Source organism: Streptomyces sp. NPDC006296, assembly GCF_040613235.1.
In the GTDB taxonomy this organism is placed as follows: domain Bacteria; phylum Actinomycetota; class Actinomycetes; order Streptomycetales; family Streptomycetaceae; genus Streptomyces.
In genome coordinates this window covers 1-25,260 of record NZ_JBEXRT010000012.1, presented here as the reverse complement: position 1 = coordinate 25,260, position 25,260 = coordinate 1, and the positions used below count along the sequence as shown (strand labels likewise).

Below are 25,260 nucleotides of genomic sequence, written 5' to 3'. Positions count from 1 at the left end.
GACCGTACGCGCACACGGCAGGACGCCCGACCACTCCCGGACCGCACGCGCACGCGGCAGGACGGCTTCACCGCTCCCCGCTCCTCGCCCCGCACCTCCGTGGTCCCGAGTCTCCGCGGCGTGCGCTACGGGCGGCGTCCCCAGGCGGAGACCAGCGGAGCCGTCGCCAGGTCGAGCAGTCCCGTGGCGACGTTCGACAGATGGCGGTCGATGTCCTCGTCGGTCGCGATCCCGGCCGCCACGAGCCGCCCGCGGATCTGCCGGACGGTCGCCGCCTCCAGGACGGTGCACGCCGGAGAGGCGAGGGGGAAGCAGGCGTCCGCCCGGACGTCGCTCAGGCCGGCCTCGCGCAGCTGCCGGGGCAGGGTGCGGCCGTACGCGAGATCGGCGCCGCGTGCCGCCATGAGCTCGCGGAAGCCGGCCCTCAGGCGATTCGCCAGCCGCTGCTCGGGGCCCGACTCGTCGGGGCACAGCAAGGGCTGCAACCCCGGATCGGCGTCCTCCAGGAGCAGCGCGCCACCGGGTCGCAGCGCCCGCACCATGCGGCGCAGCGCCTCGGCCCGGTCGGGGACGTGCACCAGCACCAGCCGGGCGTGCACCAGGTCGAAACCGCCCGGCGGAGGGGGATCGGCGGCGACGTCGTGGCGCAGGACCTCGATGACGTCGGAGGCGGCCTCCTGAGCCCAGGACACGTCGATGTCGGTGCACAGCACATGACCCGAGGCTCCGACCCGTTCGGCCAGACCGGTCGGGACGGAGGTGCCGCCCGCCCCCACCTCCCAGCACCGCATGCCCTCGGTGAGGCCGATCCGGTCGACGTGCCGGAACGTCACCGGATCGAACAGCTCCGCCAGCGCGCCGAACCGCACGCCCGCCTCCGACTGCTGGTTGGCGAGCAGATACCCGCTCTCCGTGCCGTGTTCGGTCATGCTCGTACCCGTCTCTCCTGCTGCACCCGGACCGGACGTGTCCAGGATGGCCCGTGCGCCGGTCCCGGACGCGCCCGGGTGCAGGCCGCGCCCACCGGACGCGGGACTGCGGGGCTGCGGGTTCCGCGAGGACCAGGCCGATCCCGTGGCCGGATCCGGCCTGTCGGCCCACCCGCCCGAGCGGGCGGACGCCCCCGTGTCCGACGGAGTCCACGCGCCCCCAGCACGGCCTTCCGCACCACCGCCCGGACGCCCGCGGCCTTCCGCACCCTCGCCCGGACGTTCTCGAACGGCCGCACCCCGCGCCGGGGCGGCGCAGCGCTGACGCGGGCGGCGCTACGCGGGCTCCTGCTGCCCGATGCCGTCCGGGGCGCGCCACGGCGTGTCCGGCGGGAGCAGCTGGGGGCGCTTCGCCGTACGGCCGTCGCCGGAGGAGCGGGCCCGCAGGCGGCGGCCGAGCCACGGGCCCAGGAACGCGGCGATCCAGCGCAGTTCGTCGCCGGCGGTCCGCCACCCCGTGGCAACGGCCCGCGGCGGCAGGGGGAGCGTCCAGGCGTCGTCACTGTCCGGCAGGCCGAGGGCCTGGGCCACGGCCGCGGCGATCCGCTCGTGCCCGAGAGGGCCGGCGTGCAGCCGGTCCGCGCTCCACATCCGGGGATCCGTGGCGACGGCGTGCCCGCCCGTCTCGACGACCGTGACCCCGTGACGGGCGGCCGCGGCGCCGATGCGCGCATTGAGCTCCAGGATGCGCGGCCTGACCGGCCGGGCGAGCGGCACGATCCGCGTCACGTCGGGGAAGGCCAGCGTCACCACATGGGCCCCGGCCCCGGTGAGGGCGGCGAACATCGCCTCCACGTGTCCGGCCACCTCAGCGGCGTCGAACCGCGGCCTGAGCACGTCGTTGACCCCCGCGACGACGGTGGCCAGATCGGGTCGCAGCGCCAGGGCCGGGCCCAGCTGTTCGGCGCGCACCTGTCCGGCGAGCCGGCCCCGCACGGCCAGGTTGGCGTACAGCACCTCCGGGCGGGCCGCGGCGAGGTGCCCGGCGAGCCGGTCGGCGAACCCGCGCAGGCCGACGGTGTCGTCACCGTCGCCGACCCCTTCGGTCTGGCTGTCGCCCAGCGCGACGTAACGCAGGTACTCACCGCTCGGCATGGGTCGACTGCCTCTCTCTGAGGACGGTTGCGATTCTGAGGCACCAGCTCCGGTGCTCCTGTTCGAACGCCAGGCCGCGCAGACAGGTGAGGTACGGGCCGATCCGCTCGCCCCGCAGGAGGAAGTCCTCCTCGTCCGCCTCGCCGCGCAACTGCCGCAGCAGCGAGCCGAGGAGCGCGATCTTGGCCTCGGCCGCGGACGCCCGCTCCTCCAGCTGCCGGATGACCGGCGCCGTGCCGATGCGGTCGGCGGTCTGGACCTTCACCAGCAGGTCGTCACGGATGAACGACGGCTTCGCCGCGGCCTCGGCGAACGCCTCCAGCTCGGCGCGGCCGGCGTCGGTGACCTGGAACAGCCGCTTGTTCGGCCGTGTCTCCTGGACGACCTGCCGGCCGGAGACCAGCCCCTCCTTCTCCAGCTTCGCCAGCTCGGCGTACAGCTGCTGCGGCAGGGCGTGCCAGAAGTTCGCCACACCGATGTCGAACGCCTTCGCCAGCTGGTACCCGCTGTACTCGCCGTCCAGCAGTGCCGCCAGCACCGCGTGCCGCAAGGCCATCGAAGCAGCCCCTTCCCTTTCGTCGTCCCCCGCTGCATCATACTCAAGAAAATGAATAGTCACATTCTTGAGTATGGGGAGAGGTCATGCAGACTGCCGAACGCTTCCGCGACGCCGTGGAGAAGGGTGAACTCAAGGCGCTGGAAGACCTGTTCACCGAGGACATCCGCCTCTACAGCCCCGTGAAGTTCACGCCCTTCGAGGGCAGGGCCATGGTGACGGGACTCTTCGGCGTCCTGCTGCGCACCTTCGAGGACTTCCGCTACGTCGGCGACTTCGAGGGCACGGCCGAGACCAGCGCCGACGGCGAGGAGGCCCGGTCGGCGATCCTGGTCTTCCGGGCCACGGTGAACGGCAAGGAGATCCACGGGATCGACCTGCTCCAGTTCGACGAGGCGGACAGGATCAAGGAGTTCACCGTGATGGTGCGTCCCCGGTCCGCGGTGCACGCCCTGGGGGAGGCGGTGCTCGCAGGCCTGGTCGCCGACGGCCTCGCCCCGGAACCCGCCGACCGCTGATCGCCTCGCCCCGGAACCCGCTGACCCCCGACCGCCGACCGCGGGAAGCTCCCGTGCCCGGCGAGGCCCCCGCGTTCCGGCAGGGGGAGCGGCCCCGGTGCTGCTGTGACCCTGCTGTCCCCGTTCAGGGGCGAGCCCGCGCCAGGTTCCGCGGCCCGGGGCAGGGAGCCCTCGCACCCGCGGCCTTCCCCGCCGCGGGCACACACAGGTGTGGCCCCCACCCGCGCGGGTGGGGGCCACACCGGGAGCAGGGTTCAGGCGTCCTGCCGGGTCCGTGCGATCTCGCGCACCCGGCCGCGGACGAGGAACCAGCCCCCCACCAGAGCCGCCGCGATCAGCGGCAGGAGGGTCACGGTCGTCCGCCCGACGCCGCCGCCCCACCACATGAGGACGACCACGCCGGCGAGGAACAGCAGGGTGACGATCTGGGTGTAGGGAGCCCACGGCAGGCGGTAGGCGGGCCTGGCGACCCCGCCGTTCTGCGAGCGGTGCCAGAACACCAGGGAACACAGCATGATCATGCCCCAGGTCCCGAGGATCCCTATCGACGCGAAGTTCAGCACGATCTCGAAGGCCTGGCCGGGAACCACGTAGTTCAGCCCGACACCCAGCACCCCGAACCCCGCGGTCAGCAGGATGCCGCCGTAGGGCACCTGGCCCTTGTTCATCAGCCCGGTGAAACGGGGCGCCGAGCCCGAGAGCGCCATGGAGCGCAGGATGCGGCCGGTTGAGTAGAGGCCGGAGTTCAGGCTGGACAGGGCGGCGGTGAGCACGACCAGGTTCATCACGCCCGCCGCACCCGGCACGCCGATCTTGTCCATGACGGTGACGAACGGGCTCTGGTCACCGGAGTACGCGGTGTAGGGCAGCAGCAGCGCGAGCAGGACCACCGAGCCCACGTAGAAGAGTCCGACCCGCCACATGATGGAGTTGATCGCGCGGGGCATGATCTTCTCCGGGTTCTCCGTCTCGCCCGCGGCGACGCCGCACAGCTCGACGGACGCGTAGGCGAAGACGACGCCCTGGATCACGAGCAGCATCGGAAGGGCCCCGAGCGGGAAGACCCCGGTGTCCGCGACGGTCGACAGCCCGGGGGTGTGCCCGTCCACCGGATGCCGGGTGACGACGAGGAAGATGCCGATCAGCATGAAGGCGACGAGCGCCGCCACCTTGATGATCGCGAACCAGAACTCCATCTCGCCGAAGTACTTCACCGAGATGAGGTTGGCCGTCAGCACCACGGCCAGGGCGATCAGCGCGAGGATCCACTGCGGGACGTCGCTGAACAGGCCCCAGAAGTGGGCGTAGGTCGCCGCTGCCGTGATGTCCGCGATCGCGGTCGTCGACCAGTTGAGGAAGTACAGCCAGCCGGCCGCGAAGGCGCCCTTCTCGCCCATGAACTCACGGGCGTAGGAGACGAAGGCGCCGGACGACGGGCGGTAGAGGATCAGCTCGCCGAGCGCCCGCACGACGAAGAACGCGAAGACGCCGCACACGGCGTACGCGAGGGCGAGCGAGGGGCCGGCGTCGGCGAGACGTCCGCCCGCGCCCAGGAAGAGCCCCGTGCCGATCGCGCCGCCGATGGCGATCATGTTGATGTGGCGGGACTTGAGGTCCTTGCTGTAACCGGCGTCGCCGGCGTCCACGTGGGGGGAGGTCGTCGACGAGGTGCCGGCGCCGGGCTGATCGGCTGCTGCGATGCTGCCGTCACTCATGTGGGGGGTTCGCCTTTGTGAGGGGGAAACGGTCCGTCCCGGCCGGGCCCGTGGGGGGCGGGCATCCGGCGATGGCGCGAGGGCTCATGATCAGGAACCCTGCGATTCTGGCAGTGCGGTGGGGTCCGCGAAAACAAATCTGAGGTGTTTCAGAGGTTTCGACTGGATGAACCGTGCCGGACGGCGCGAGGCCCGGAGGACGGTCCCGCGGTCCGCACCCCGGCGTCAGGCGCTCCGGCGCGCCGGTACGGGGCCGGTGTGCGGGGTCGCCGCCGCGGCCCGGCGGACCGGAGCGGGGCGCCGTGGCGGGCGCATGGGCCGGTACGGCGCCCCGGCCGGCCGGTGGCCGTCACGACCGGGTGCCCCGGGCGTCACCGCGGCCGGACACGGGACCGCAGGCAGCCGTCCGCCCTCCCGGTGGCCCGAGCCCCGGGCGGGTGGTTCACGTCCGCCGCTGTCTCAGGCGGGCCCGGACACCCCGTCCTCTACGGGGACGTCCAGCCGGCCGGCCACGGTGGCCAGGGCCGCGCCCAGCGGGAGCGCGACGCGGGTGACGGCGTGCCGGTCGCCCCGGGTGACGTCCCGGTTGACGATCAGCACCGGCGTGCCGGCCTGCGCCGCCTGGCGGACGAAGCGGAGCCCGGACATCACCGTCAGCGAGGACCCCAGGACCAGCAGGGAGGTGGCCTCGCGGACCAGTGCGCGGCACTGCTCTACGCGGGCCGGGGGCACGCTCTCACCGAAGAAGACCACGTCCGGCTTCAGGACGCCGCCGCAGACCGTGCAGGGCACCACACGGAAGTCACCCACCTGTGCGTCGGTGAGGTCGGCGTCGCCGTCCGGGTTGATCGCCGCGGCGACCGGCCGGAAGTCCGGATTGGCCTCCTCCAGCCGCCGGGCCAGCTCGCGCCGGAGGCTGAGGTCACCGCAGACGAGGCAGACGACCCGGTCCAGGCTCCCGTGCAGCTCCACGACGCCCTCGCTGCCGGCGGCCTGGTGCAGACCGTCGACGTTCTGGGTGATCACACCCGAGAGCATGCCCTCCCGCCCGAACGCGGTCACCGCCCGGTGGCCCGCGTTGGGGCGCGCACGGCCGAAGGTGCGCCAGCCGAGGTGGCTGCGGGCCCAGTACCGGCGCCGGGCCTGCGCGCTCGCGGTGAAGTCCTGGTACGTCATCGGGGTGTGCCGGCTGAGACTCCCGCCCTCACCGCGGTAGTCGGGGATGCCGGACTCCGTGGAGAGGCCGGCCCCGCTGAGGACCAGCACACCACCGGCCCGGAGGGCGTCGGCCACCGGCTCCGGATCCGTGGTGCCCGGGGCCAGGCCCTCGGTGGGGGTCCAGCTCAGGGTCGGGCGCATACGCATGCCCCCAGAGTACGGAAAGGACCCGCCAGCGGCGGTGGCCGTGCCTGCCGGGTCCCGGGTGAGGGAGCCCTGCCGGGGTGCGTTCCGGGACGGGGTGTCAGCCGGACACGGCCGGCCGGTGCGCCTCGCGCCCCGGAGCCATCGCCCAGCGGATCGCGGCGGTCAGGGCGCGCCCCGTCGGGTTCAGGCACGCCTCGCTCACGCCGGACAGCCGGGGCAGCCCCAGCGACGTGCGGGCCCACCGGGGGAGCGCGGCGACGGAGTTCGCGGCGAGGACCGCGTACGGCGCACGGGCGGCCCGGGGCAGGGGCGGATGCAGCAGGATGAAGCGCGCCGCCTCGCGCGCCTCCACGGTCGGGCGCAGCTCCGCGCGGTAGGAGCGGAGCCGGGCCGCGAGCTCCGTCCGGTCGCGCGGCGGATCGATGACCCCGAGGGCCTCCGCCACGCGTGCGGTGTCGGCGATGTAACCGTCGTAGCCGGCGGCGTCGAGCGGTGCGGCGCCGTAGCGCCGGTGCGCGAGCAGGAAACTCTCGACCTCGGCCACGTGCACCCAGCCGAGCAGATGCGGGTCGGAGGCGGCGTAGGGCTCCCCGGCGGGTGTCGTGCCCCGCACCGTGTCGTGCACGGCGCGGATCCGGTCGACCGCCTGCTGGGCGTGGTCCGCCGTCCCGTACGTGGTCACGGCGAGGAAGGTGCTGGTGCGCTGGAGCCGTCCCCAGGGATCGCCGCGATAACCGGAATGGGCCTCCACGGCGGCCATCGCCAGGGGATGCAGGGACTGGAGCAGGAGTGCCCGGAGACCGCCGATGAACATGGACGCGTCGCCGTGGACCGTACGGATCGGCCGGTCGGGGCCGAACCAGCGCGGACCGGGTGTGCCGTGGATACGGGCGCGGTTCTCCGGTCCCGCCGGACCTGCGACCCGGGCGAAGACGGCGCTGCCGAGCCGGTCCCGCAGACCGGGTGCGGCACGCGTGGGCGATTCCATGAGCCCAGTATGCGCCTCGCGAGAGCCGGGCCGGCCGGGCGGGGGACGCCCGGACGGCGGCGGCCGGGACGGCACGGCGCCCTCGGCCGGGAGCCGTGCCGCACCCTGCCGGCCGGACCGGCGGGGTGCGACAACACCGCTTCGACGGTGCCGGGTTGGCCGCGGTCGCCCGTGGCCCTCCCCGCTCACCCCGTACGGCGTGCGGCCCAGACCATGCGTTCGGTGCGTACGCCCAGGTCGGTGCGGCGCAGGATGCTGTGCGGGCCGTCGGCGTCCAGGAGCCGGTCGAGCGCGGCGAGATCCTCGGGTGCGAGCGATTCGGCCGCGGCGCCGCGGATGCGCTGCAGCACGCTCAGCGCGTACCGGGGGACCGTGTCGCCGGGGGAACCCTCGATGCGCACCTCGACGGTGCGCCGGTCCTCCACGGTGAAGCCGGCGCCCGTCAGCATCGGCCCCCAGTCGGCACCGCGGTGGGGCACGTGCTCCTCGTGGATCCGCCGGGTCGCCGCGTGGCAGCGTTCTTCGAGGCCGGGCCGCTCCTCGGGGGCGTGCTCGGGCAGGAAACGGGGGAAGCCCGCCAGCTCGACGACGGCGAACAGGCCGCCGGGTGCGAGCACCTCGTGCACCTGACGCAGGGTCCGTCCCGGGTCGGCCATGTGGTGCATCGAGGCGGAGGCCCAGACGAGACCGGGCGTCCCGAGGTCCGGCCAGTCGGCCGCGTCGAGGTCGGCCCGCACGGTGCGCACACGGTCCTGCACCCCCTCGGCGGCGGCCTTCTCCCGCAGCCGCTCCAGGTGCTCGGCGGAGGAGTCGACGGCGGTGACGCGTGCCTCGGGGAAGCGGGCGAGGAGCGCGAAGGTCCCGGTGCCCGTCCCGCAGCCCAGGTCCACGATCTCCTGCGGGGGCGTTCCGACGGGCAGCCATGCGGTGATCGAGGCGGTGTGCTCGCCGAGCACCTCGGCGTCCAGGTCGAGGATCTCCGCCTGGTCGTCGGAGCCGGCGGCGTCATCGGGGCGGTGGGACGTGCCGTGGCCGGGGGAGTGCGGGTGTGCGTGGGTCATGGCGTCACGCTAGGCCCACCGTGCGCAGATGGCACTTTTGTTTGCCGGAATGGCAAGAAGAAGGGGGTGCGGTGCACCGCGGCAGTTGGAGCGGCGGACCGACGGGCCCGTCGGCGTACCCGTCTCAGTGGGCCAGGAGACGGGCGGCGTCCCCGGTGAAGACCGTACGCCCGGCGGCGATCCGGCGCTCCCGCTCCGGGCCGGGGCGGCTCAGCCGGTCCAGCGCGCCGAGCAGCGCGGCCGCGTCGTGGACGTGTTCGGTGAGGCCCGCGCCGGCCATCTCCCGCACACCCTCCACCCCGTGCCCGGGAATCGGCCGGTACCCCACGACCGGTACCCCGGCGGCCAGTGCCTGCACCGCGGTCTGCCCCGCGGCGTTGTCCACCAGAGCGCTCGCCGCGGCCATCAGCTCGGGCAGGTCCTCGACCCAGCCCAGGGCCAGGACGCCGGGGAGCCCCGCCGCACGCGCCCGCAGCCTCTCGTCGCCGCCGCACAGCAGCACCGGCAGCAGACCCGCCTCGGCGAGCAGCCGTGCGGTGCAGGTCAGACCCCGGCCCACCCCCCAGGCCCCCGCCGAGACCAGCACGGCGGGGCGGCCCCGGCCGTACCGCGCCAGTTCGGACACCCAGCGGGACGGCTGCCGGGCGCCGTCCGCCCGCCCGGCGGCGGTGAAGGCCGCCGGCACCACCGGGCCGCTCACCCGCGCCGGGCGGCCGGTCCCGGCACGGACGCGGGCCGCCGCGGCATCCGTCAGGCACAGGTACAGGCTGTTGCCCGGGTGCAGCCACTGCCGGTGCACGGCGAAGTCGGTGACCACGACCGTGCGGGGCGGACAGTCGTCGCCGTCCGCCGCGCCCAATCGTCCCGTCACCTGGGCGGCCTGATGGAAGGTGGGGACCAGCGCGTCCGGACGCCACCGGCCGACGACGCGGCGCAGGCGCGGCGCGAGGACCGCGGCCAGCGGGGCGGTGGTCGTGCCCCGGCCGCGTGCGGCGCCACGGTCCTGGAAGAACGCCGAGTAGACCGCCTGGTAGGTCCACGGGCAGCGGCGGAGCGCCGTCCGGTACGCGGCGCGCATCCCCCGGCCGGCACCGGAGGGCAGCAGGTCCAGCAGGTCCACGAGTGCGGCCCGGTGACCCTCGGCCCGCAGGCGTCCGGCCAGTTCGCGGGCGACGGCGTCGTGCCCCGCTCCCATACTGGCGCTGATGATCATAAACCTGCTCATTCCCGCATGGTCCCCGTCAGGAGCTCCGGGGGCCAGGCAGGGGACCGGCGAGCCGTTAGCCCACTGCGGGCATGTGCGTTTGCCGGTACGCCGGTTGCACGAAGGATGAGTGAGTACGGCCGGTGCGGGCCCGGGACGGTGCTCCGCGTGACCGGTGGCCACGGAGGACGGAAGGCCCATGCGCGCGAGCCCAACACCCCGCAGCACCCCGGCGGCCGGAGCCGGTGCGAAGCCGTCGGACGCGGCCGGCCGCCCCGCCCGCGGCCGGCGCAGGGTCGCGCTGATCACCGGCGCCTCGTCCGGGATCGGCGCCGCCGTCGCCGTACGGCTCGCCGCGGGAGGCCGGTGGGACCTGCTGCTCAACGGGCGGGACCGGGACCGGCTCGGTGCGGTCGCCGACCGCACCGGCGGTGCCGCGCTGCCGGTGGACCTGGCCTCCCCGGACGGCTGCCGCCAACTCGCCGAGGCGGCACTGGCCCACGGCGACCGGGTCGACGCACTGGTCGCCGCGGCCGGGCTCGGATGGGCGGGCGCCTACACCGACATGCCACCGGCCGCCGTGGACCGCCTGGTCGACGTCAACGTCGGGGCCGTGCTCCACCTCGTCCGCCTGCTGCTGCCGCAGATGGTCGCCCGCGGGTCGGGCAGCCTGGTCCTCCTCGGTTCCGTGGCCGGCCGGTTCGGCGTGCGGGGCGAGGCGGTGTACGCGGCGACGAAGGGCGCGCTGATCCCCTTCGCCGAGAGCCTCCGCTACGAACTCCGGGGCACCGGGGTCCGCGTCTGTCTCGTCCAGCCGGGCCCCGTCGACACCCCGTTCTTCGCCCACCGCCACGCCCCCTACACCCGCTCCTGGCCGCGGCCGGTACCCGCCGGGCGGGTGGCGGCCGCGGTCGAGGAGGCCCTGACCGGGAGGCGGCCCGAGATCACCGTGCCGCGCTGGCTGGGAACCCCCGGCCGCGTCCAGGGCATGGCCCCGAACCTCTTTCGCCGGCTGGCCACACGCTTTGGCTGAGCTGGACCCCCGTCTCCGGTACGGCCGCGGAGGGCCGGAGGCGTGATCGTCCTCTCCGTCGTCGCCGCCCTGTGCGCCGCGCTGGGCAACGCGGCGGCCTCCGTGCTGCAGCGCCGTGCCGCGGCCGCCGACCTGGCCGACACCGCGGCCGGGCTCCCCGGCCGGCGGTTCGGCCTCGTCCGGCGCCCGGCCTGGCGCTGGGGCGCCGGACTCCTCGTCGTCTCGGGCGCGGCGCAGGCCCTGGCCCTGGCGACCGGACCGCTGGCGGTGGTGCAGCCGGTGATGACGACCGAGCTGCTGTTCACGCTGGTGCTGGCCGCCGCCGTCTTCCGGCGTCCGCCCGGACCCGCGACCTGGGCGGCGTTCCTCGGGATGGCGCTCGGGCTGGCCGCCTTCCTGCTGCTGGCCGCACCGTCCGGCGGCACGGAGACCGTCCCTCCCGGCAGATGGCCGATCAGCGCCGTTCCCGCCCTCGCCGTGTCGGTCGCGCTGGTCGCGGTGGGACGGCGGCTGCGCGGCTCGGCACGCGCGGCGGTCCTCGGGACCGTGACGGCCATCGGCTTCGCCTTCACCGCGGCACTGATCAAGGACACGCTCGGCCATGCCTCCGGCGGGCCCGGGAACGTGCTCACCTCCTGGCAGGTCTACACCGCCGGGGTGTCCGGACTGGGGTCCTTCCTGATGCTGCAGGCCACCTTGCGCGCCGGTTCGCTGGCCGCGTCACAGCCCGCCCTCACGCTCGGCGACTCCCTGCTGAGCGTCATCCTGGGCATCTCCCTGTTCGACGAACGGATCGGCCTCGGCTGGCGGGTGCTTCCGGAGGCCGCTGCGCTCGGCCTCATCGCGTACGCCTGCGTCCGCCTGAGCAGGTCGCCCCTGGTCTCCGGAAAGGCGGAACAACGATGGTGAGGCACCCCGGTGCGAGGAGCGCGGCAGCGGTCGCGGGCGTGCTGGCCGCGACCGCCGCATGGCACATCGGTCCCGCCGCCACCTGGCTGCCCCCGGTGCGCAGGATCCTCAGCCCGTCGCTGGACGGCCGGGGCCGCCCGGACCACGTGGCACTGACCTTCGACGACGGACCGGACCCGGCCGGCACCCCGCACGTCCTGCGCTTGCTCGCCGAACACCGGGTCCGGGCCACCTTCTTCCTCGTCGGGGAGTCGCTGACGCGTCACCCCGGCCTCGGCCGGGCCCTCGTGGCCGCCGGTCACGAGGTCGCGGTGCACGGCTGGCACCACGACCGCCCCTGGATGCCCGCGCCGCTGCGCGACGTACGCGAGGTGGCGCGCGCCGCCGGTGCGGTACGGCGGATCTGCGGCACGGACCCGCGGTGGTACCGGCCGCCCTACGGCATCCTCACCGGGGGACGGCTGGCGGCCGCCCGCCGCGCCGGCCTGCGGCCGGTGCTGTGGTCGGCATGGGGCCGGGACTGGACCGCGCACGCCGACGCCCGCTCCGTGACGGCATCGGTCCTGACGGACCTGGACGGTGGGGGCACCGTGCTGCTGCACGACGCGGACCGGTGGAGCGCACCGGACGCGTGGAGGGCCACGGCGGACGCGCTGCCCGGCCTCCTCGCAGCCTGCCGGGGGCGCGGTCTGAGCGTGGGCCCACTGGCCGAGCACGCCGTGGGGAGCTTCCGGGATCCCAGGCCCCGGCCCCCGGCCCGGTAGCGCCGGCACCGCACGCCCCCGGTGCGGCCCCACCCGCACGTCCACCCGCCGCCGCGATCGTGCGCACCCCCGCGGCCCCCTGCGCACCGGCGCGGACGGCGCGCCGGGAGGGGCGTGTGCACGGTCCGGCAATGATCCTTCCGGCGGTCCGCGCGCCCTGCCGGTCACCCCCGGGGCGCGGGAAGGATGAGCACACCGCACGTGATCCGACGGACTCCGCCCACCGGCCTCCGGCCGGTGGACCCACGGTGGAAGGAACCCACGTTGTTGCTGCTCATCTCTCCGGACGGCGTCGAGGAAGCACTCGACTGCGCGAAGGCCGCCGAACACCTCGACATCGTCGACGTCAAGAAGCCCGACGAGGGCTCGCTCGGTGCGAACTACCCGTGGGTCATCAGGGACATCCGCGCCGCGGTCCCGGCGGACAAACCGGTGTCCGCCACCGTGGGAGACGTACCGTACAAGCCCGGCACGGTGGCCCAGGCGGCGCTCGGCGCCGCGGTCTCGGGAGCCACGTACATCAAGGTGGGGCTCTACGGATGCACGACGCCCGAACAGGCCGTCGAGGTCATGCGGGGGGTCGTCCGCGCGGTGAAGGACCACCGGCCCGACGCCTTCGTGGTCGCCTCCGGGTACGCCGACGCCCACCGGATCGGCAGTGTCAACCCGCTCGCCCTGCCCGACATCGCCCGCCTCTCCGGCTCCGACGCGGCCATGCTCGACACCGCGGTCAAGGACGGGACCCGGCTGTTCGACCACGTTCCGCCCGAGGTCTGCGCGGAGTTCGTCCGGCTGGCCCACGAGGCCGATCTGCTCGCCGCCCTCGCGGGCAGCATCAGGGCCGAGGACCTCGCCACACTGACCCGCATCGGCACGGACATCGTGGGGGTGCGCGGCGCGGTCTGCGAACGCGGGGACCGGACCACCGGAAGGATCCAGCCGCACCTGGTGGCGGCCTTCCGGGCGGAGATGGACCGGCACGCCGGCGCAGACGCCGTGACCGCGGCAGCCGCGAGCTGACCGCCGGGCATGCCGACGCACCGGCCCGTCCGCGCCCCCGCGGTCCCCCGTACGGGCTTCGCCGTGCTCGACCCCGCGACGGGCGAGACGTTCGACGAGGCACCCGACCAGGGCCCTGACCTGGACGCCGTCGTCGACGCGGCCCACGACGCCTGGCACGGCTGGCGTGCCGCCCCCGCCGTCCGCGCCGGCGCACTGCTCGCGGCGGCCGACGCCGTCGAGGCCGCCGGGACCGAGCTCGCCCCCCTGCTCACCCGTGAACAGGGCAAACCGCTGGCCGAGTCCCACGCGGAGGTCGTCCGGACCGCCGCCCGCCTTCGCTACTTCGCCGAACTGGAGCCCGGCGTCCAGCCGCTCACCGACGGCAGACCGGTCCGCAGCGAGGTCCGCTGGCGACCGCTCGGTCCCGTCGCCGCCATCGTCCCCTGGAACTTCCCCCTCCAGCTCGCCTCCGCCAAGTTCGCGCCCGCGCTCGCCGCGGGCAACACGGTGGTGCTCAAGCCCTCGCCGTACACCCCGCTCGCCACCCGCATGCTGGGCTCCGTCCTGTCCAGCGCCCTGCCCGAGGGCGTCCTCACCGTCGTCACGGGCCGGGAGCCCCTCGGCGCCCGCCTCGCCTCCCATCCGGGGATCCGCCATGTGACGTTCACCGGCTCGGTCCCCACCGGACGGGCCGTCGCGGAGAGCGCGGCGGCCTCACTCACCCGGGCCACCCTGGAGCTGGGCGGGAACGACGCCGCCGTCCTGCTGGAGGACGTGGACGTGGACCGCATCGCGGACCGGTTGTTCTGGGCCGCGTTCCGCAACTGCGGGCAGGTGTGCATGGCGGTCAAGCGTGTGTACGCCCCCGCCCGGCTCCACTCCCGCGTCGTCGAGGCCCTCGCACAGCGCGCGAGGACCGTGGCCGTGGGCCCCGGACTCGACCCCGTGTCGGAGCTGGGCCCGGTCAACAACGCCGCACAGCTCGCCCGTGTCGAGCACTACACGGCCCGGGCTCTGGCGGACGGCGCCCGGGCCGCAGCCGGTGGCCACCGGCTGGACCGGCCCGGCTACTTCTTCGCGCCCACGGTGCTGACCGATGTCCCCGCCACCAGCCCGGTGGTGACGAACGAGCAGTTCGGCCCGGTGCTGCCGGTGTTGCCCTACGCCCGCCTCGACGAAGCCGTCGAGGCGGCCAACGGCACCGGCTTCGGTCTCGGCGGTTCCGTGTGGGGCACCGACCTGGACCGGGCGGAGGCGGTCGCCGACCGGCTGGAGTGCGGGACGGCCTGGATCAACCACCACGCCGAGTTGTCCCTCGCCCAGCCCTTCGCGGGCACCAAGGAGAGCGGTGCCGGTGTCGCGGGCGGCCCCTGGGGTCTCTACGGCAACCTCCGGCCGTTCGTCGTGCACCGCCCGGAGGAGGCGTGACCACCGGGTTCACGGCGGCGGTACTGCGCTCGTACGGGGAGCGGTTCTCCCTCGAGGAGGTGACGCTCGGCGCGGGGCCGGCCGACGGCGAGCTCCTGGTCAGGATCGCGGGCTGCGGGATGTGCCGTACCGACCTCGCCGTCCGGCGGTCGGCCGGCCGCAGCCCGCTGCCCGCGGTGCTGGGCCACGAGGGGGCGGGGGTCGTGGTGGAGACGGGCGGTGCGGGCACCGGCTTCGGCACCGGCGACCACGTGGTGCTGAGCTTCGACTCCTGCGGACAGTGCCGCACGTGCAGGGCCGCGGCCCCGGCCTACTGCGACTCCTTCGCCTCGCTCAACCTCTTCGGGGGGCGGGAGGAGGACGCGGCACGGTGCACCGACGCGGCCGGGGAAGGACTCGCCCCCCGGTGGTTCGGCCAGTCCTCGTTCGCCGAGTACGCCGTCGTGCGGGCCCGCAACGCCGTCCGGGTCGACCGGTCCCTGCCGATCGAACTGCTCGGGCCGCTCGGCTGCGGCTTCCTCACCGGGGCGGGCGCCGTCCTCAACACCTTCGGTGCCGGACCGGGCGACACCGTCGCCGTCTTCGGCGCGGGAGCGGTGGGCCTCGCCGCGGTGATGGCCGCCACCGCAGCCGGTGCGGTGACCGTGGCCGTCGACCGGCACCCGGAACGCCTGGCTCTCGCCGAAGAGCTCGGTGCGATCCCCGTCCACGGCTCGTCGGCCGGCCTGCCCGAGGTCGTCCGCCGGCTGACCGACGCGGGCGCGCAGTATGCGCTCGACAGCACGGGCTCACCGCAGCTGATCAACGACGCCCTCCAGGCCCTGCGTCCGACCGGCCATCTCGGCCTGGTGGCACGGACCCACACGGCCCTCCCGCTCCTGCCGGGGTCACTGGACCGCGGCAGGAAGATCTCCCACATCTGCGAGGGGGACGCGGTGCCCGGCCTGCTGATCCCCCGTCTGACCGCGCTGTGGCAGGCCGGGCTGTTCCCCTTCGACCGGCTCATCCGGACCTACCCGCTCGACGGCATCAACGAGGCCGAACGTGACTGCGAAGCCGGCCGCGTGGTGAAACCCGTCCTCATTCCGTAGGAGGGGCGGACGCGGGGATGCGCCGTCTGCGCACGCCGAGGAGCGGCCCTCCTGAGCCTCAACCTCAGCGTCAACCTCAACCTCAGCCTCAGATCCAGACCCGGCCGCAGCCGTCGGTGGCGCGGGGCCGACGGGGCAGATCGGCGCGGCTCCCGTCCCCGTCACCCCGTGTCCTTTTCTCGTCCGCTCGTCCGCTCGTCCGCTCGTCCGCTTGTCCGTCGAAGGAGATGCACATGGTCGACACAGCTCGCAGGGACACCGAGAGGGAGGGCGTGGAAGGAGGAATCGGACGTACCGCCCTCCTGGTCGCCGCGTCACGGGCGATCGAGACCCACCGCCACGACAGCCTGGCCCGCGATCCCTACGCCGAGCACTTCGTGCGCGCCGCGCCGGCGTCCGCCGACTGGCCGGTCCGCATCCACGAGGTTCCGGACGGGGACGCGAACCCGCTCTGGGGACGTTTCGCGCGGTACTTCGGACTGCGTACCCGGGTGCTCGACGACCACCTTCTCCGGTCGGTGCACACCGGCGCTCTCCGCCAGGTGGTGCTGCTCGGGGCCGGTCTCGACGCGCGTGCGTTCCGGCTGGACTGGCCGCCCGGCTGCGTGATCTTCGAGATCGACCGGCAGGGAGTGCTGGACTTCAAGCACGGCGTGCTCGACGGGCTGTCGGCCACGCCCAGGGCCACGCGCGTGCCCGTCCCGATCGACCTCCGCGCGGACTGGGTGGGAGCGCTGACCGACGCCGGATTCGACCGGACCGCCCCGACGGTCTGGCTGGCCGAGGGCCTGCTGTTCTACCTCCCCATCACCGCCGAGAGATACCTCATCGACACGGTGGACCGGCTGAGCCCGAGGGGAAGCACTCTGGCGTACGAGGTCAAGCTCGAAAAGGATCTGCTGGCCTATCGCGACAGCCCGCTCTACACGTCCACGGAGCGGCAGATCGGCATCGACCTGCTCCATCTGTTCGACGGCGGACCACGGCCCGACTCTGCGGGAGACCTGGAGGGCAGGGGCTGGTCGACCTCGGTGCACACCCCTTTCGACTTCACTCACCGGCACGGCCGCGGCCCCCTGCCCGAGCCGAACGACGCACTGGAGGGCAACCGCTGGGTGTTCGCGGACAAAACCCGCCCGTGACACGGTCGACGGACGCTGACACCGTGCCCGGGCCGTGGCCGCGACGACCGGTTCGGCGCCCCCTCCCGCAGGCCGCGGGCGCGGTGACGCGCACCGCGGGTCCCGGACCGTCGTCGGGACCGGTGACGCGTCAGACGGGCTTCACCCGGGTGCGCAGAAGACAGAATTCGTTGCCCTCCGGGTCCGCCAGGACGTGCCAGCTCTCCTCCCCGGACTGGCCGACGTCGGCGTGCACGGCACCCAGGGCGAGCAGCCGGGCCAGTTCGGCGTCCTGGTCGCGGTCGGTGGCGCTGACATCGAGGTGCAGCGGGAGCTTCCCCGGTCGCGGGTCGCGTCCCGCGTTGACGACGAGGGTCGGCAGCATCCACGTCGGTCCGCCGGATCCGGCATCCGGCGGACCGATGTGGATGCTGCCGTCGTCCTCGCGCTCCAGCTCGGAGTATCCGAGGACGTCGCACCAGAACGCGGCCAGCCGGGCGGGATCCTCCGCGTCGATCACGAGTTCGCTGATACGGCATGCCATGCCGCAGAGGATAGGCCCGAGGGCCGCGCCCCGCGCCGGATCCGCGCGACACGCCGCCCACTCCCCGCCCCGCGGTGCCGACTGCGGGGCTCCCGGAGCCGCGCACAGCCCGGACGCGGCGCGGCGGCGGCACGGGCTCCCGGGCCACCGGCCCGCCGCGCCCGCCGCCGCGTCAGACCGTGCTGATCGCCGGGTCGGAGACGCCCGCCTCGCCGGTCTCCACATGACCGGCGAAGCGGCGCAGGAAGGCGGCGTCGGTGTCGGAGACGACCTCGATGTCGTACCAGCGGGCGGAGCCGCGCAGGTCGACCGTGTGCGACACGGTCGCGCCGGGGTTGACCTTGAAGGTCTGGGCCGCGCCGCCGTAGGCGTCGGTCACGGTCAGGTTGACCGCGGCCGAGGCGGAGTTGGTCATGCTCAGCGTCAGATTGCCGCCGGCCGCCACGTGACGCGCGGTGACCTCGGGGCCGTTCTCCTTCGCCGGTCCGCGCCAGGTACGCAGGAAGCCGTTGGGGCCCCAGACCGTGAGGTCGATCCGGTTGCCCGTGGAGGCGCTGGTGTTCCAGGTGTCCGAAAGGGTCCTGCCCGCCTCGACGGTGTACGGCCAGGGGCCGTCCGTGCGGTTGCCCGAGGTGCTGTGGAAGTGGGCGCCCAGGGTGGGGCCGCCGGCGAAGGTCAGGGTGAACGTGCCGCTGGAGACGGTGGCCTTCCCGTCCACGTACGGTTCGTACCCGAGGGCGCGGGCCGGCTTGGAGCCCGCCTCCTGCCGGGGCAGCGCCCCGGTGGCCGGCGGGCTCGGGTGGTAGGACGGGTGCCGGTTCCGGTCCGGCGGCTCGTATCCGGCCGTGGAGGGCAGCGCCGCGGGATCCGCGTCCGCGCGGGCGAAGTCGAAGGCCGAGGTCAGATCCCCGCAGACGGCGCGACGCCACGGGGAGATGTTCGGCTCCCGCACCCCGAAGCGCTTCTCCATGAAGCGGATCACCGAGGTGTGGTCGAAGGTCTCGGAACAGACGTAGCCGCCCTTGCTCCACGGTGAGACCACGATCATCGGCACCCGGGGGCCGAGCCCGTACGGGCCCGCGGCGTACCCTCCGCCGCCCGGGTACAGGTCCTTCGACACGTCCGCCGTGGACAGCCCCCACGCGGAGGAGGCGGGCGGGTACGGCGGCACCACGTGGTCGAAGAAGCCGTCGTTCTCGTCGTAGGTGAGGAACAGGGCGGTCTTCGCCCACACGGCCGGGTTCGCCGTCAGTGCGTCCAGGACCTGCGCGATGTACCAGGCACCGAAGTTCGTGGGCCAGTTGGAATGCTCGCTGAAGGCCTCGGGCGCGGCGATCCAGGACACCTGGGGGAGCGTCCCGCCCGTCACGTCCGCGCGCAGCCGGTCGACGTAGGTGCCGCCCGCCGCGACGTCGGTGCCGGTGCGGGCCTTCTCGTACAGGGCGCTGCCGGGCCGCGCCGTGCGGTAGTTGTCGAAGTACAGCAGGGAGTTGTCGCCGTAGTTGCCGCGGAAGGCGTCGTCGGTCCAGCCCCAGGAACCGGCCGCGTCGAGCCCGTCGCCGATGTCCTGGTACACCTTCCACGACACCCCGGCGGCCTCCAGCCGCTCGGGGTAGGTCCGCCAGCCGTAGCCGGCCTCCTGGTTGCCGAGGACCGGACCGCCGCCCGTGCCGTCGTTGCCGGTGTGCCCGGACCACAGGTAGTAGCGGTTGGGGTCGGTGGCCCCGATGAACGAGCAGTGGTACGCGTCGCACACGGTGAAGGCGTCGGCCAGGGCGTAGTGGAACGGGATGTCGTTCCGCGTCATGTACGACATGGTCGTGGCCGTCTTGGCCGGCACCCACGCGTCGTACTTGCCGTCGGCGTAGGCCCGGTGGCCGCCCGCCCAGTCGTGGTCGAGACCCGTCAGGAACTGCATCCCCAGGTCGTCCACCTGCGGGTTGAAGGGCAGGACGTCCTTCGTCCCGTCCGACTGGTGGAAGACGGACCTGCCGTTGTCCTGGAGCACCGGCCGGGGGTCCCCGAAGCCGCGCACCCCCTTCATCGATCCGAAGTAGTGGTCGAAGGAACGGTTCTCCTGCATCAGGACGACGATGTGCTCGATGTCCTGGACCGTTCCCTTGCTGCCCTGCGCCGGGATGGAGGCGGCCCGCGCGATGCTCTCGTTCAGCAGGGTGAGGGCGGCGGTGCCTCCGGCCAGTTGCAGGAACCTGCGGCGGTCGAACTCGGTCATGGGTGACGACCTCTGGGGTGGGGGGATCAGGGGCGCCCCAAGGACAGCCGTCCCGGGGTACCGGACGGGGACGGGTCCGTGACACCGGGCGGTACACCGGGAGAACGGCCTCCCGCTCCGGCGGGACGGACCTGCCCGCGCCTGCGGCTGGTCGGAGGGTACGGGCAACCCGTGGCCGGGCGACAGGCCCCGGCGGTGCGCTCTCCGTCCAGGGGCCGGTTCCGGCCGGCGGCCGGAACCGGCGGACCGCTGTCGGGGACGCCCGTCCCCGGAGTGCCGGAACCGCGCACTCCTCATGTGCTGTCCCCGCCGAGGTTGCGGAGAAGGCACCTGTTGCAACTAAGCTAAACCTAACCTAATCATGGCGTCTCTTGCCGGGGAGTGGTCCTTCGATGCCCGAATCGCTTGCAGTCCGTCAGGCGGCACCCCAGCGGCCCCTGTACGCCACGGTCGTGGCCGTGCGTCCGCTCGCACCGCGGATGGTCCGGATCACGCTGGCCGGGGACGGCCTGGGCGACTTCCTCTACGCGGGCCCCGACCAGCTGGTCCGGCTGTTCCTCCCGGTGGGCGAGGAGCTGCACCTGCCGACCGGTTCCGACTGGTGGGGCGAGCTGCAGGCGATGCCGGCCGGCCTGCGCCCCGTGGTCCGCAACTACACGGTGCGCCGCATCGATCGCGCCCGGCGCCGGATCGACGTCGACTTCGTGCTGCACGGGGACAGCGGGCCGGCGTCCGCCTGGGCCGGAGCCGCCGTACCGGGGGACCGGATCGGCGTGCTCAGCGACGGCGCCCGCTACCGGGCCGACGGTGCGGACTGGCAGCTCCTGATCGGTGACGAGACCGCCGTGCCCGCCATCGCGTCGGCGCTCGAAGGGGCCCGCACCCCTGTGCACACCTTCCTCGAGGTCGGGGACGAGGGCGACGTCCCGGACCTGGCCGGCGAGGTGAACTGGCTGCACCGGTCGGGCGCCCGCGGCTCCCGGACGGTGGCGGCGCTGCGCGGCCTGTCCTTCCCGGCCGGCACGCCGTACGTCTGGGTGGCCGGCGAGTCCACCCTGGCCACCACGGTGCGCCGCTACCTGGTGAACGAGCGCGGCATCGACAAGGACCGGATCTACTTCTGCGGCTACTGGCGGGAGACGCCGGCCGCCGTACGGGCAGCCGCCACGACGGACCGCGAGCCGGTGGCCGCCTGACCGCATCCCTGCGAGACCAGCCGCTCCGCGGTGGAAGGCGTTCGCCGGTGCTGCCGGTCCGCTCGGTGCGCGTGCCTCACAGCCGGACGACGACCAGGGCGATGTCGTCCTGGCCGCCCCCGGCGACACCGAGGCGTGCCAGCAGGGTGTCCGCCATGCGGGCGGGGCTGAATCCGGTCATGCCGTCCAGGGCCGTCTTGAGCCGGTCCAGACTGGTGTAGATGTCCTCGCCCCGGCGTTCGACCAGGCCGTCGGTGTAGAGGATCAGCGAGTCGCCACGGCGATAGGCGGCACTCGCCTGCGGGCGCGGTACGTGCTCGGGGCGCGCGCCGAGGGGCGGGTCGGTGGCGTGCTCGAGCATCTCGCAGGTGCCGTCCGCGTGCAGCAGCACCGGCGGCGGGTGGCCCGCGCTGGAGTAGACCAGCAGCTCCGACCGGGCGTCCACGAGCACCGTCACCGCGGTGGTGGCGAGTGCGCCCTCGACGGAGCGGGCGTACATGCCGAGGACCTCCAAGGCCTGGGCGGGCCCCGTCACCGCCCGGCTCGCCGCGGACAGGGCGCTGCGGAGCATTCCCATCACGGTGGCCGCCTCCAGACCGTGGCCCACCACGTCACCGACGGCGACGGTGAACCGCCCGTCGGTCAGGTCGACGGCGTCGTACCAGTCGCCGCACACGTTCAGCGAGCCGATCGCGGGCAGGTACCGCACCGCGACGTCCTCGTGGCGCGCCAGGTCGGGGGAGTGCAGCATCGACTCCTGCAGGGTGACCGCGACCTCCCGCTCCCGCCCGTGCGCCGCCCTCAGCTCCTCGTTCAGACGCAGCAGCTCACGCGCCCGGACGTACAGCTCGGCCTCCATCCCCTCCTCGCGCTCCGTCAGCGAGCTACCCGCCCCGCGGCCGGGTGCCCGCCGGGCCCGCACGAAGGCGGTCACGTCCTCCACCCGGTGGATGATCCACGCCACGCCGTCGTCCCGGTCGAGCACGGGCGTGTTGACCGTCGACCACCAGCGCTCCTCGAACGTCCCCGGCTGCGCCGCCACGGGGATGTCGTACCTCTGCATGGCCAGCACGTCCGCCTCGCCGGAAGCCAGTACCCGCCCGAAGGACGCCTCGACGGTCGGCACCCAGTCCGAGTCCGGATCCGCCGGGTTGTCCGGAAAGGCGTCGAACACGTGCCGGCCGACCAGATCCTCCCGGGTGCGGCGGGTCGCCCGCAGATAGGCCACGTTGGCGTCGACGATCACCAGATCCGACGCCAGCACCAGATACGGGCTCGGCGTCGCTGCGAACAACGACCTGTAGTCCAGTTCGGGTTTCACGCGATTCCGCCCACTGTGAAGCCTCGGCCTCGACGGCCCTGGTCCTTCCACGCTATGCGCCACCACGGGGCCTCGCCCGCTGTGGATCCGCCGGGCGCGGCGCCGGTGTGTGCCGACGGGAGGACGGTGCCCGGGGCGGTGGGCGGATCGACGCGGACAGGTCCCGCGCGCCGGGCACTTACGGAATCCCTGATTCCGGTCCCGGCGCACCCGACTGCCCGGACACGGAGGCCGTACGGAGGCGCCGACAGGGCGGAAAGGTGTGCGACGACGCGTCCCCGGCGGTCTGCGCCCTCACGTCACCGGGGACGGGGTCCCCGGGGCCGGGCGCCTCGGACCGCGGGCTCAGGCGGCGGGGGCGTAGTCCGTGCCGGTCGCGGCCTCGGCCGGGTCGTCGAAGACCAGCCTCGGCCCGCGGGCGTCGGTGTTGGCCTCCAGGAGGCGCCGGGTGGCCGCGTCCCGGGTGGCGACGGACAGCGGCGTCTCCAGGTCGCCGCACTGGCGGTGGACCCGCAGGACGGCGCTGACCGTGGCGGGGGTGGCCGCGGCGCCGTCGACGACGAGGAGGACGGGTGCGTGCCGGTGGACCTGGACCAGGTCCATGATGTCGGCGGCCAGTCCGGCGCGTCCGGTGACCCCCGGGTCGTCGACGACCGTGATGACGAGGACGTCGTGATCGAATCTGTGACGCAGCATGGGTGACCTCCGTTGCAGGCCCGTCCGCGGGCTCGTGTGCACTGCGTCTGCCCTTTTCAGTTGCTCCCATGCAACGGTTCCGGCTCAGCGGCGGGAACTCGACCCCGCCCGCGGACGCACCGGGCGTCCGCGCCCCGGGTCCTTCCGGCGGCGCGCGCACGCCCTGCGGCTCGTCCCGCCGCCTCCCGGCCGCCGGGGGCACCCGCCCGAAAGGATGAACCGGCCTCCGTACCCCGCGTGTCCCCGGCCCCGAGGCAGCACGCTGCGTGCGGGGACAGTCGGTGGTGCACCTCCGCAGGGGTGTGCGACGGCGGGCGAGGGGAGTGGCAGTGGACACAGCCGAGGGGCGGACGAGGGCGTCGCTGCGGGACCGGATGGGCTACCGGTTCGACCGCACGCTGGCCCGCTCCACCGGGACGCTGATGGGCTGGCTCGTGGTGACGTGCCTGGCCGTCGTCGTGCCGGTGAGCGCGCTGCTCGTGTGGACGGATCCAGGATCCCCCCGCTCGGTGTCGGGACGGCTGGCCGCGGCCTGGCGGACCAGCGCCGAGACGCTGCGGCTGGGCACCGCCACCGGTACACCGCTGCGCCTGGTGCTCTCGGCGGTGCTCGGGCTCGTCGCCCTGCTGTGCGTGTCGACCCTGGTCGGAGTGATCACGACGGGTCTGGCGGAGCGGATGGCCGAACTGAGCCGCGGACGGTCCACGGTCCTGGAGGAGGGGCACGTCGTGGTGCTCGGCTGGTCGGACCAGGTGACCACGGTGGTGGGCGAGCTGGCCGCCGCCCGGGCCCCGCACCGGCCCCGCGCCATCGTGGTGCTGGCCGACCGGGACAAGGTCGGGATGGAACGGCTGCTGGCCGCCCACGTCCCCGCGGCCGTCCGCGACCTGATCATCTGCCGCAGCGGGCCCGCAGGCGATCCGGACATGCTCGCCCTCGTCAGCCCGCGGACGGCGAGCACCGTCCTGGTGCTGCCGTCGGCGGGACCGGCGGCGGACGCCGAGGTGCTGCGCACGCTGCTGGCGCTGCGCGCCGTTCTCGGCGAGGGCGCCGACGGCCCGCCGGTGCTCGCGGCCGTCCGGGACGACCGGTACCGGGCTCCGGCCCGGCTGGCCGCCGGTGCGCAGGGCACGGTGCTGGAGACCGACACCGTGACGGCCCGGCTGATCGCGCAGTGTGTCGGCCGGCCCGGCCTCTCGCTCGTCCTGGGCGACCTCCTCGACTTCGCGGGCGACGAGTTCCACCTGGCCGACGCCACCGCCTTCCGGGGAAGCACCTTCGGCGCGACCCTGCTCGGCCACCCCGGCTCCTGCGTGGTCGGACTGCTCACCCCCGACGGCCGTACGCTGCTCAACCCGCCGGCCGGCACCGCGGTCGCACCGGGGGGCCGCCTCATCGTGCTCGCCCGGGACGACGACAGCACCCGGGTGGAGGACTGCGGCCATCTCGTCGACCCCTCGGTGATCGTCTCCGCCCCCTGCGCGCCGGACCGGCCGGCCCGGTTGCTGCTGCTCGGCTGGAACCGGCGGGCCCCGCTCGTCGTGGACCAGCTGCGCCGCGCCGCGCGCCCCGGGTCCGTCCTGGACGTGGTCACCGACAGCGCCGTCCCCGGGCCGCGACAGCCGGAGCCGGGGGAGGGGGCCCCGTCGGACCGGGACGTGCGCTTCCGGTCGGCTGCGCTGTCGCGGCCCGAGACCCTGCTGGGGCTCGACCTCACCCCGTACGACGGGCTGGTCGTCCTCGCCCCCGACCAGGACGGCGGCCCGGACCACCCCGACGACTGGACCCTGGTCACCCTGCTCGCCCTGAGGCTGCTGGAGGAGCGGACCGGACGTGAGGTCCGCCTGGTCACCGAGATCATCGACGACCGCAACCGCCCCCTGGCACCCGTCAACACCGGCTCCGACGTGATCGTCAGCGGGAAGCTCACGGGCCTCCTGATGGCCCAGATCGCCCAGAACCGGCACCTCGCTCCGGTCTTCGACGAACTGTTCTCCGCGGAGGGCGCCGGGGTGTCCCTGAGGCCCGCCGGCGGATACGTACTCCAGGACGCCGAGGCCACCTTCGCCACCCTGGTCGCCGCCGCAGGTGAACGGGGCGAGTGCGCGATCGGCTACATCCGCCACGACGCCCGCACCGGGTCCGCCACCGGCCCGGGGATCCGGCTCAACCCGCCGAAGGCCGAGCGGCGCGTCTGGAACGCGCACGACCTGCTGGTGCTCCTGGCGACGGAACCCTCCACCGCCTCGGCCCCGGCCGGCCCGGTGGACCCCGCGGACACCGCCCCCGCACCCTGACGACGGGGACCGGTCCGCGGGCCCCTACGCCGGACGCCGGGGCGGGGGCGGAGGGCCCGGGGGGGGGGACCGCCCGCCGGCCAGACCAAGGGAGAAAAAAACACAGGAAATAACAAAACACAACACAACTTAAG

At 74.2% G+C, this 25,260-nt stretch carries 22 protein-coding genes; 10 read left to right on the top strand and 12 right to left on the bottom strand.

The window, feature by feature from the left end; all coding sequences use genetic code 11:
• Positions 1–125 precede the first annotated feature (125 nt).
• The 3 genes from ABZ172_RS10960 to ABZ172_RS10950 form a co-directional block, all read right to left on the bottom strand.
• Positions 126–929, bottom strand: a complete 804-nt coding sequence (locus ABZ172_RS10960) for a methyltransferase domain-containing protein (RefSeq protein ID WP_356882499.1) — start codon at positions 927–929, stop codon at positions 126–128.
• Positions 930–1,265: 336 nt separating this feature from the next.
• A complete protein-coding gene (locus ABZ172_RS10955) occupies positions 1,266–2,084 on the bottom strand; it encodes an SGNH/GDSL hydrolase family protein (RefSeq protein ID WP_356882497.1) in 819 nt (272 codons plus the stop codon).
• A complete protein-coding gene (locus ABZ172_RS10950; protein WP_356882495.1) occupies positions 2,071–2,640 on the bottom strand; it encodes a PadR family transcriptional regulator in 570 nt (189 codons plus the stop codon). The genes ABZ172_RS10955 and ABZ172_RS10950 overlap by 14 nt, the downstream gene beginning before the upstream one ends.
• Before the next feature lie 86 nt (positions 2,641–2,726).
• On the opposite strand from ABZ172_RS10950, the gene ABZ172_RS10945 reads away from it, so the two are divergent.
• On the top strand, positions 2,727–3,158 hold the full coding sequence (locus tag ABZ172_RS10945; RefSeq protein ID WP_356882493.1) for a nuclear transport factor 2 family protein: 432 nt from the start codon (positions 2,727–2,729) through the stop codon (positions 3,156–3,158).
• A 254-nt stretch (positions 3,159–3,412) separates the two neighbouring features.
• Here ABZ172_RS10945 and ABZ172_RS10940 read toward each other — a convergent pair whose 3' ends face one another.
• The 5 genes from ABZ172_RS10940 to ABZ172_RS10920 form a co-directional block, all read right to left on the bottom strand.
• Entirely contained in the window at positions 3,413–4,873 is a 1,461-nt protein-coding gene (locus tag ABZ172_RS10940) for an amino acid permease (protein WP_356882491.1), read from the bottom strand.
• Between the two features lie 459 nt (positions 4,874–5,332).
• Positions 5,333–6,238, bottom strand: a complete 906-nt coding sequence (locus ABZ172_RS10935) for an NAD-dependent protein deacetylase (RefSeq protein ID WP_356882489.1) — start codon at positions 6,236–6,238, stop codon at positions 5,333–5,335.
• Positions 6,239–6,335: 97 nt separating this feature from the next.
• Positions 6,336–7,226, bottom strand: a complete 891-nt coding sequence (locus tag ABZ172_RS10930; protein WP_356882487.1) for an oxygenase MpaB family protein — start codon at positions 7,224–7,226, stop codon at positions 6,336–6,338.
• A 185-nt stretch (positions 7,227–7,411) separates the two neighbouring features.
• Complete coding sequence (locus ABZ172_RS10925) at positions 7,412–8,287, bottom strand: methyltransferase domain-containing protein (RefSeq protein WP_356882485.1); 876 nt, start codon at positions 8,285–8,287, stop codon at positions 7,412–7,414.
• 124 nt (positions 8,288–8,411) lie between these two features.
• Positions 8,412–9,512 (bottom strand): glycosyltransferase, encoded by a 1,101-nt coding sequence (locus tag ABZ172_RS10920; RefSeq protein ID WP_356882483.1) that lies wholly within the window; start codon positions 9,510–9,512, stop codon positions 8,412–8,414.
• A 178-nt stretch (positions 9,513–9,690) separates the two neighbouring features.
• On the opposite strand from ABZ172_RS10920, the gene ABZ172_RS10915 reads away from it, so the two are divergent.
• From ABZ172_RS10915 to ABZ172_RS10885, 7 genes are all read left to right on the top strand, one after another.
• A complete protein-coding gene (locus ABZ172_RS10915) occupies positions 9,691–10,524 on the top strand; it encodes an SDR family oxidoreductase (protein ID WP_356882481.1) in 834 nt (277 codons plus the stop codon).
• A gap of 42 nt (positions 10,525–10,566) precedes the next feature.
• Positions 10,567–11,433 (top strand): DMT family transporter, encoded by an 867-nt coding sequence (locus ABZ172_RS10910; protein WP_356882479.1) that lies wholly within the window; start codon positions 10,567–10,569, stop codon positions 11,431–11,433.
• Positions 11,427–12,197 (top strand): polysaccharide deacetylase family protein, encoded by a 771-nt coding sequence (locus ABZ172_RS10905; RefSeq protein WP_356882477.1) that lies wholly within the window; start codon positions 11,427–11,429, stop codon positions 12,195–12,197. Before ABZ172_RS10910 ends, ABZ172_RS10905 begins: the two co-directional genes overlap by 7 nt.
• Positions 12,198–12,461: 264 nt before the next feature.
• Complete coding sequence (locus ABZ172_RS10900) at positions 12,462–13,217, top strand: (5-formylfuran-3-yl)methyl phosphate synthase (RefSeq protein ID WP_356882475.1); 756 nt, start codon at positions 12,462–12,464, stop codon at positions 13,215–13,217.
• 9 nt (positions 13,218–13,226) lie between these two features.
• Positions 13,227–14,627 carry an aldehyde dehydrogenase family protein gene (locus tag ABZ172_RS10895; RefSeq protein ID WP_356882473.1) on the top strand — a complete coding sequence of 467 codons (1,401 nt, stop codon included), beginning with the start codon at positions 13,227–13,229 and terminating at the stop codon, positions 14,625–14,627.
• Positions 14,624–15,718 carry an NAD(P)-dependent alcohol dehydrogenase gene (locus ABZ172_RS10890; protein ID WP_356882471.1) on the top strand — a complete coding sequence of 365 codons (1,095 nt, stop codon included), beginning with the start codon at positions 14,624–14,626 and terminating at the stop codon, positions 15,716–15,718. Before ABZ172_RS10895 ends, ABZ172_RS10890 begins: the two co-directional genes overlap by 4 nt.
• Before the next feature lie 233 nt (positions 15,719–15,951).
• On the top strand, positions 15,952–16,860 hold the full coding sequence (locus tag ABZ172_RS10885; RefSeq protein WP_356882469.1) for a class I SAM-dependent methyltransferase: 909 nt from the start codon (positions 15,952–15,954) through the stop codon (positions 16,858–16,860).
• Positions 16,861–16,990: 130 nt separating this feature from the next.
• Here ABZ172_RS10885 and ABZ172_RS10880 read toward each other — a convergent pair whose 3' ends face one another.
• Positions 16,991–17,383, bottom strand: coding sequence for a VOC family protein (locus ABZ172_RS10880; RefSeq protein WP_356882467.1), 393 nt, complete (start codon positions 17,381–17,383; stop codon positions 16,991–16,993).
• 172 nt (positions 17,384–17,555) lie between these two features.
• A complete protein-coding gene (locus tag ABZ172_RS10875) occupies positions 17,556–19,616 on the bottom strand; it encodes a phosphocholine-specific phospholipase C (RefSeq protein ID WP_356882465.1) in 2,061 nt (686 codons plus the stop codon).
• Between the two features lie 392 nt (positions 19,617–20,008).
• Here ABZ172_RS10875 and ABZ172_RS10870 point away from each other — a divergent pair, with 392 nt between their 5' ends.
• Positions 20,009–20,812 (top strand): siderophore-interacting protein, encoded by an 804-nt coding sequence (locus ABZ172_RS10870; RefSeq protein WP_356882463.1) that lies wholly within the window; start codon positions 20,009–20,011, stop codon positions 20,810–20,812.
• Positions 20,813–20,888: 76 nt separating this feature from the next.
• Here ABZ172_RS10870 and ABZ172_RS10865 read toward each other — a convergent pair whose 3' ends face one another.
• Both ABZ172_RS10865 and ABZ172_RS10860 read right to left on the bottom strand, forming a co-directional pair.
• The gene (locus ABZ172_RS10865; RefSeq protein ID WP_356882461.1) at positions 20,889–22,133 is read right to left on the bottom strand and encodes a SpoIIE family protein phosphatase; all 1,245 of its coding nucleotides are present in this window, start codon (positions 22,131–22,133) and stop codon (positions 20,889–20,891) included.
• A 345-nt stretch (positions 22,134–22,478) separates the two neighbouring features.
• Positions 22,479–22,829: a hypothetical protein gene (locus ABZ172_RS10860; RefSeq protein WP_356882459.1), complete on the bottom strand. Its 351-nt coding sequence runs from the start codon at positions 22,827–22,829 to the stop codon at positions 22,479–22,481.
• A gap of 329 nt (positions 22,830–23,158) precedes the next feature.
• Between ABZ172_RS10860 and ABZ172_RS10855 the strand changes: the two genes are divergently transcribed.
• A complete protein-coding gene (locus ABZ172_RS10855) occupies positions 23,159–25,126 on the top strand; it encodes an NAD-binding lipoprotein (RefSeq protein ID WP_356882457.1) in 1,968 nt (655 codons plus the stop codon).
• Positions 25,127–25,260: the final 134 nt, after the last annotated feature.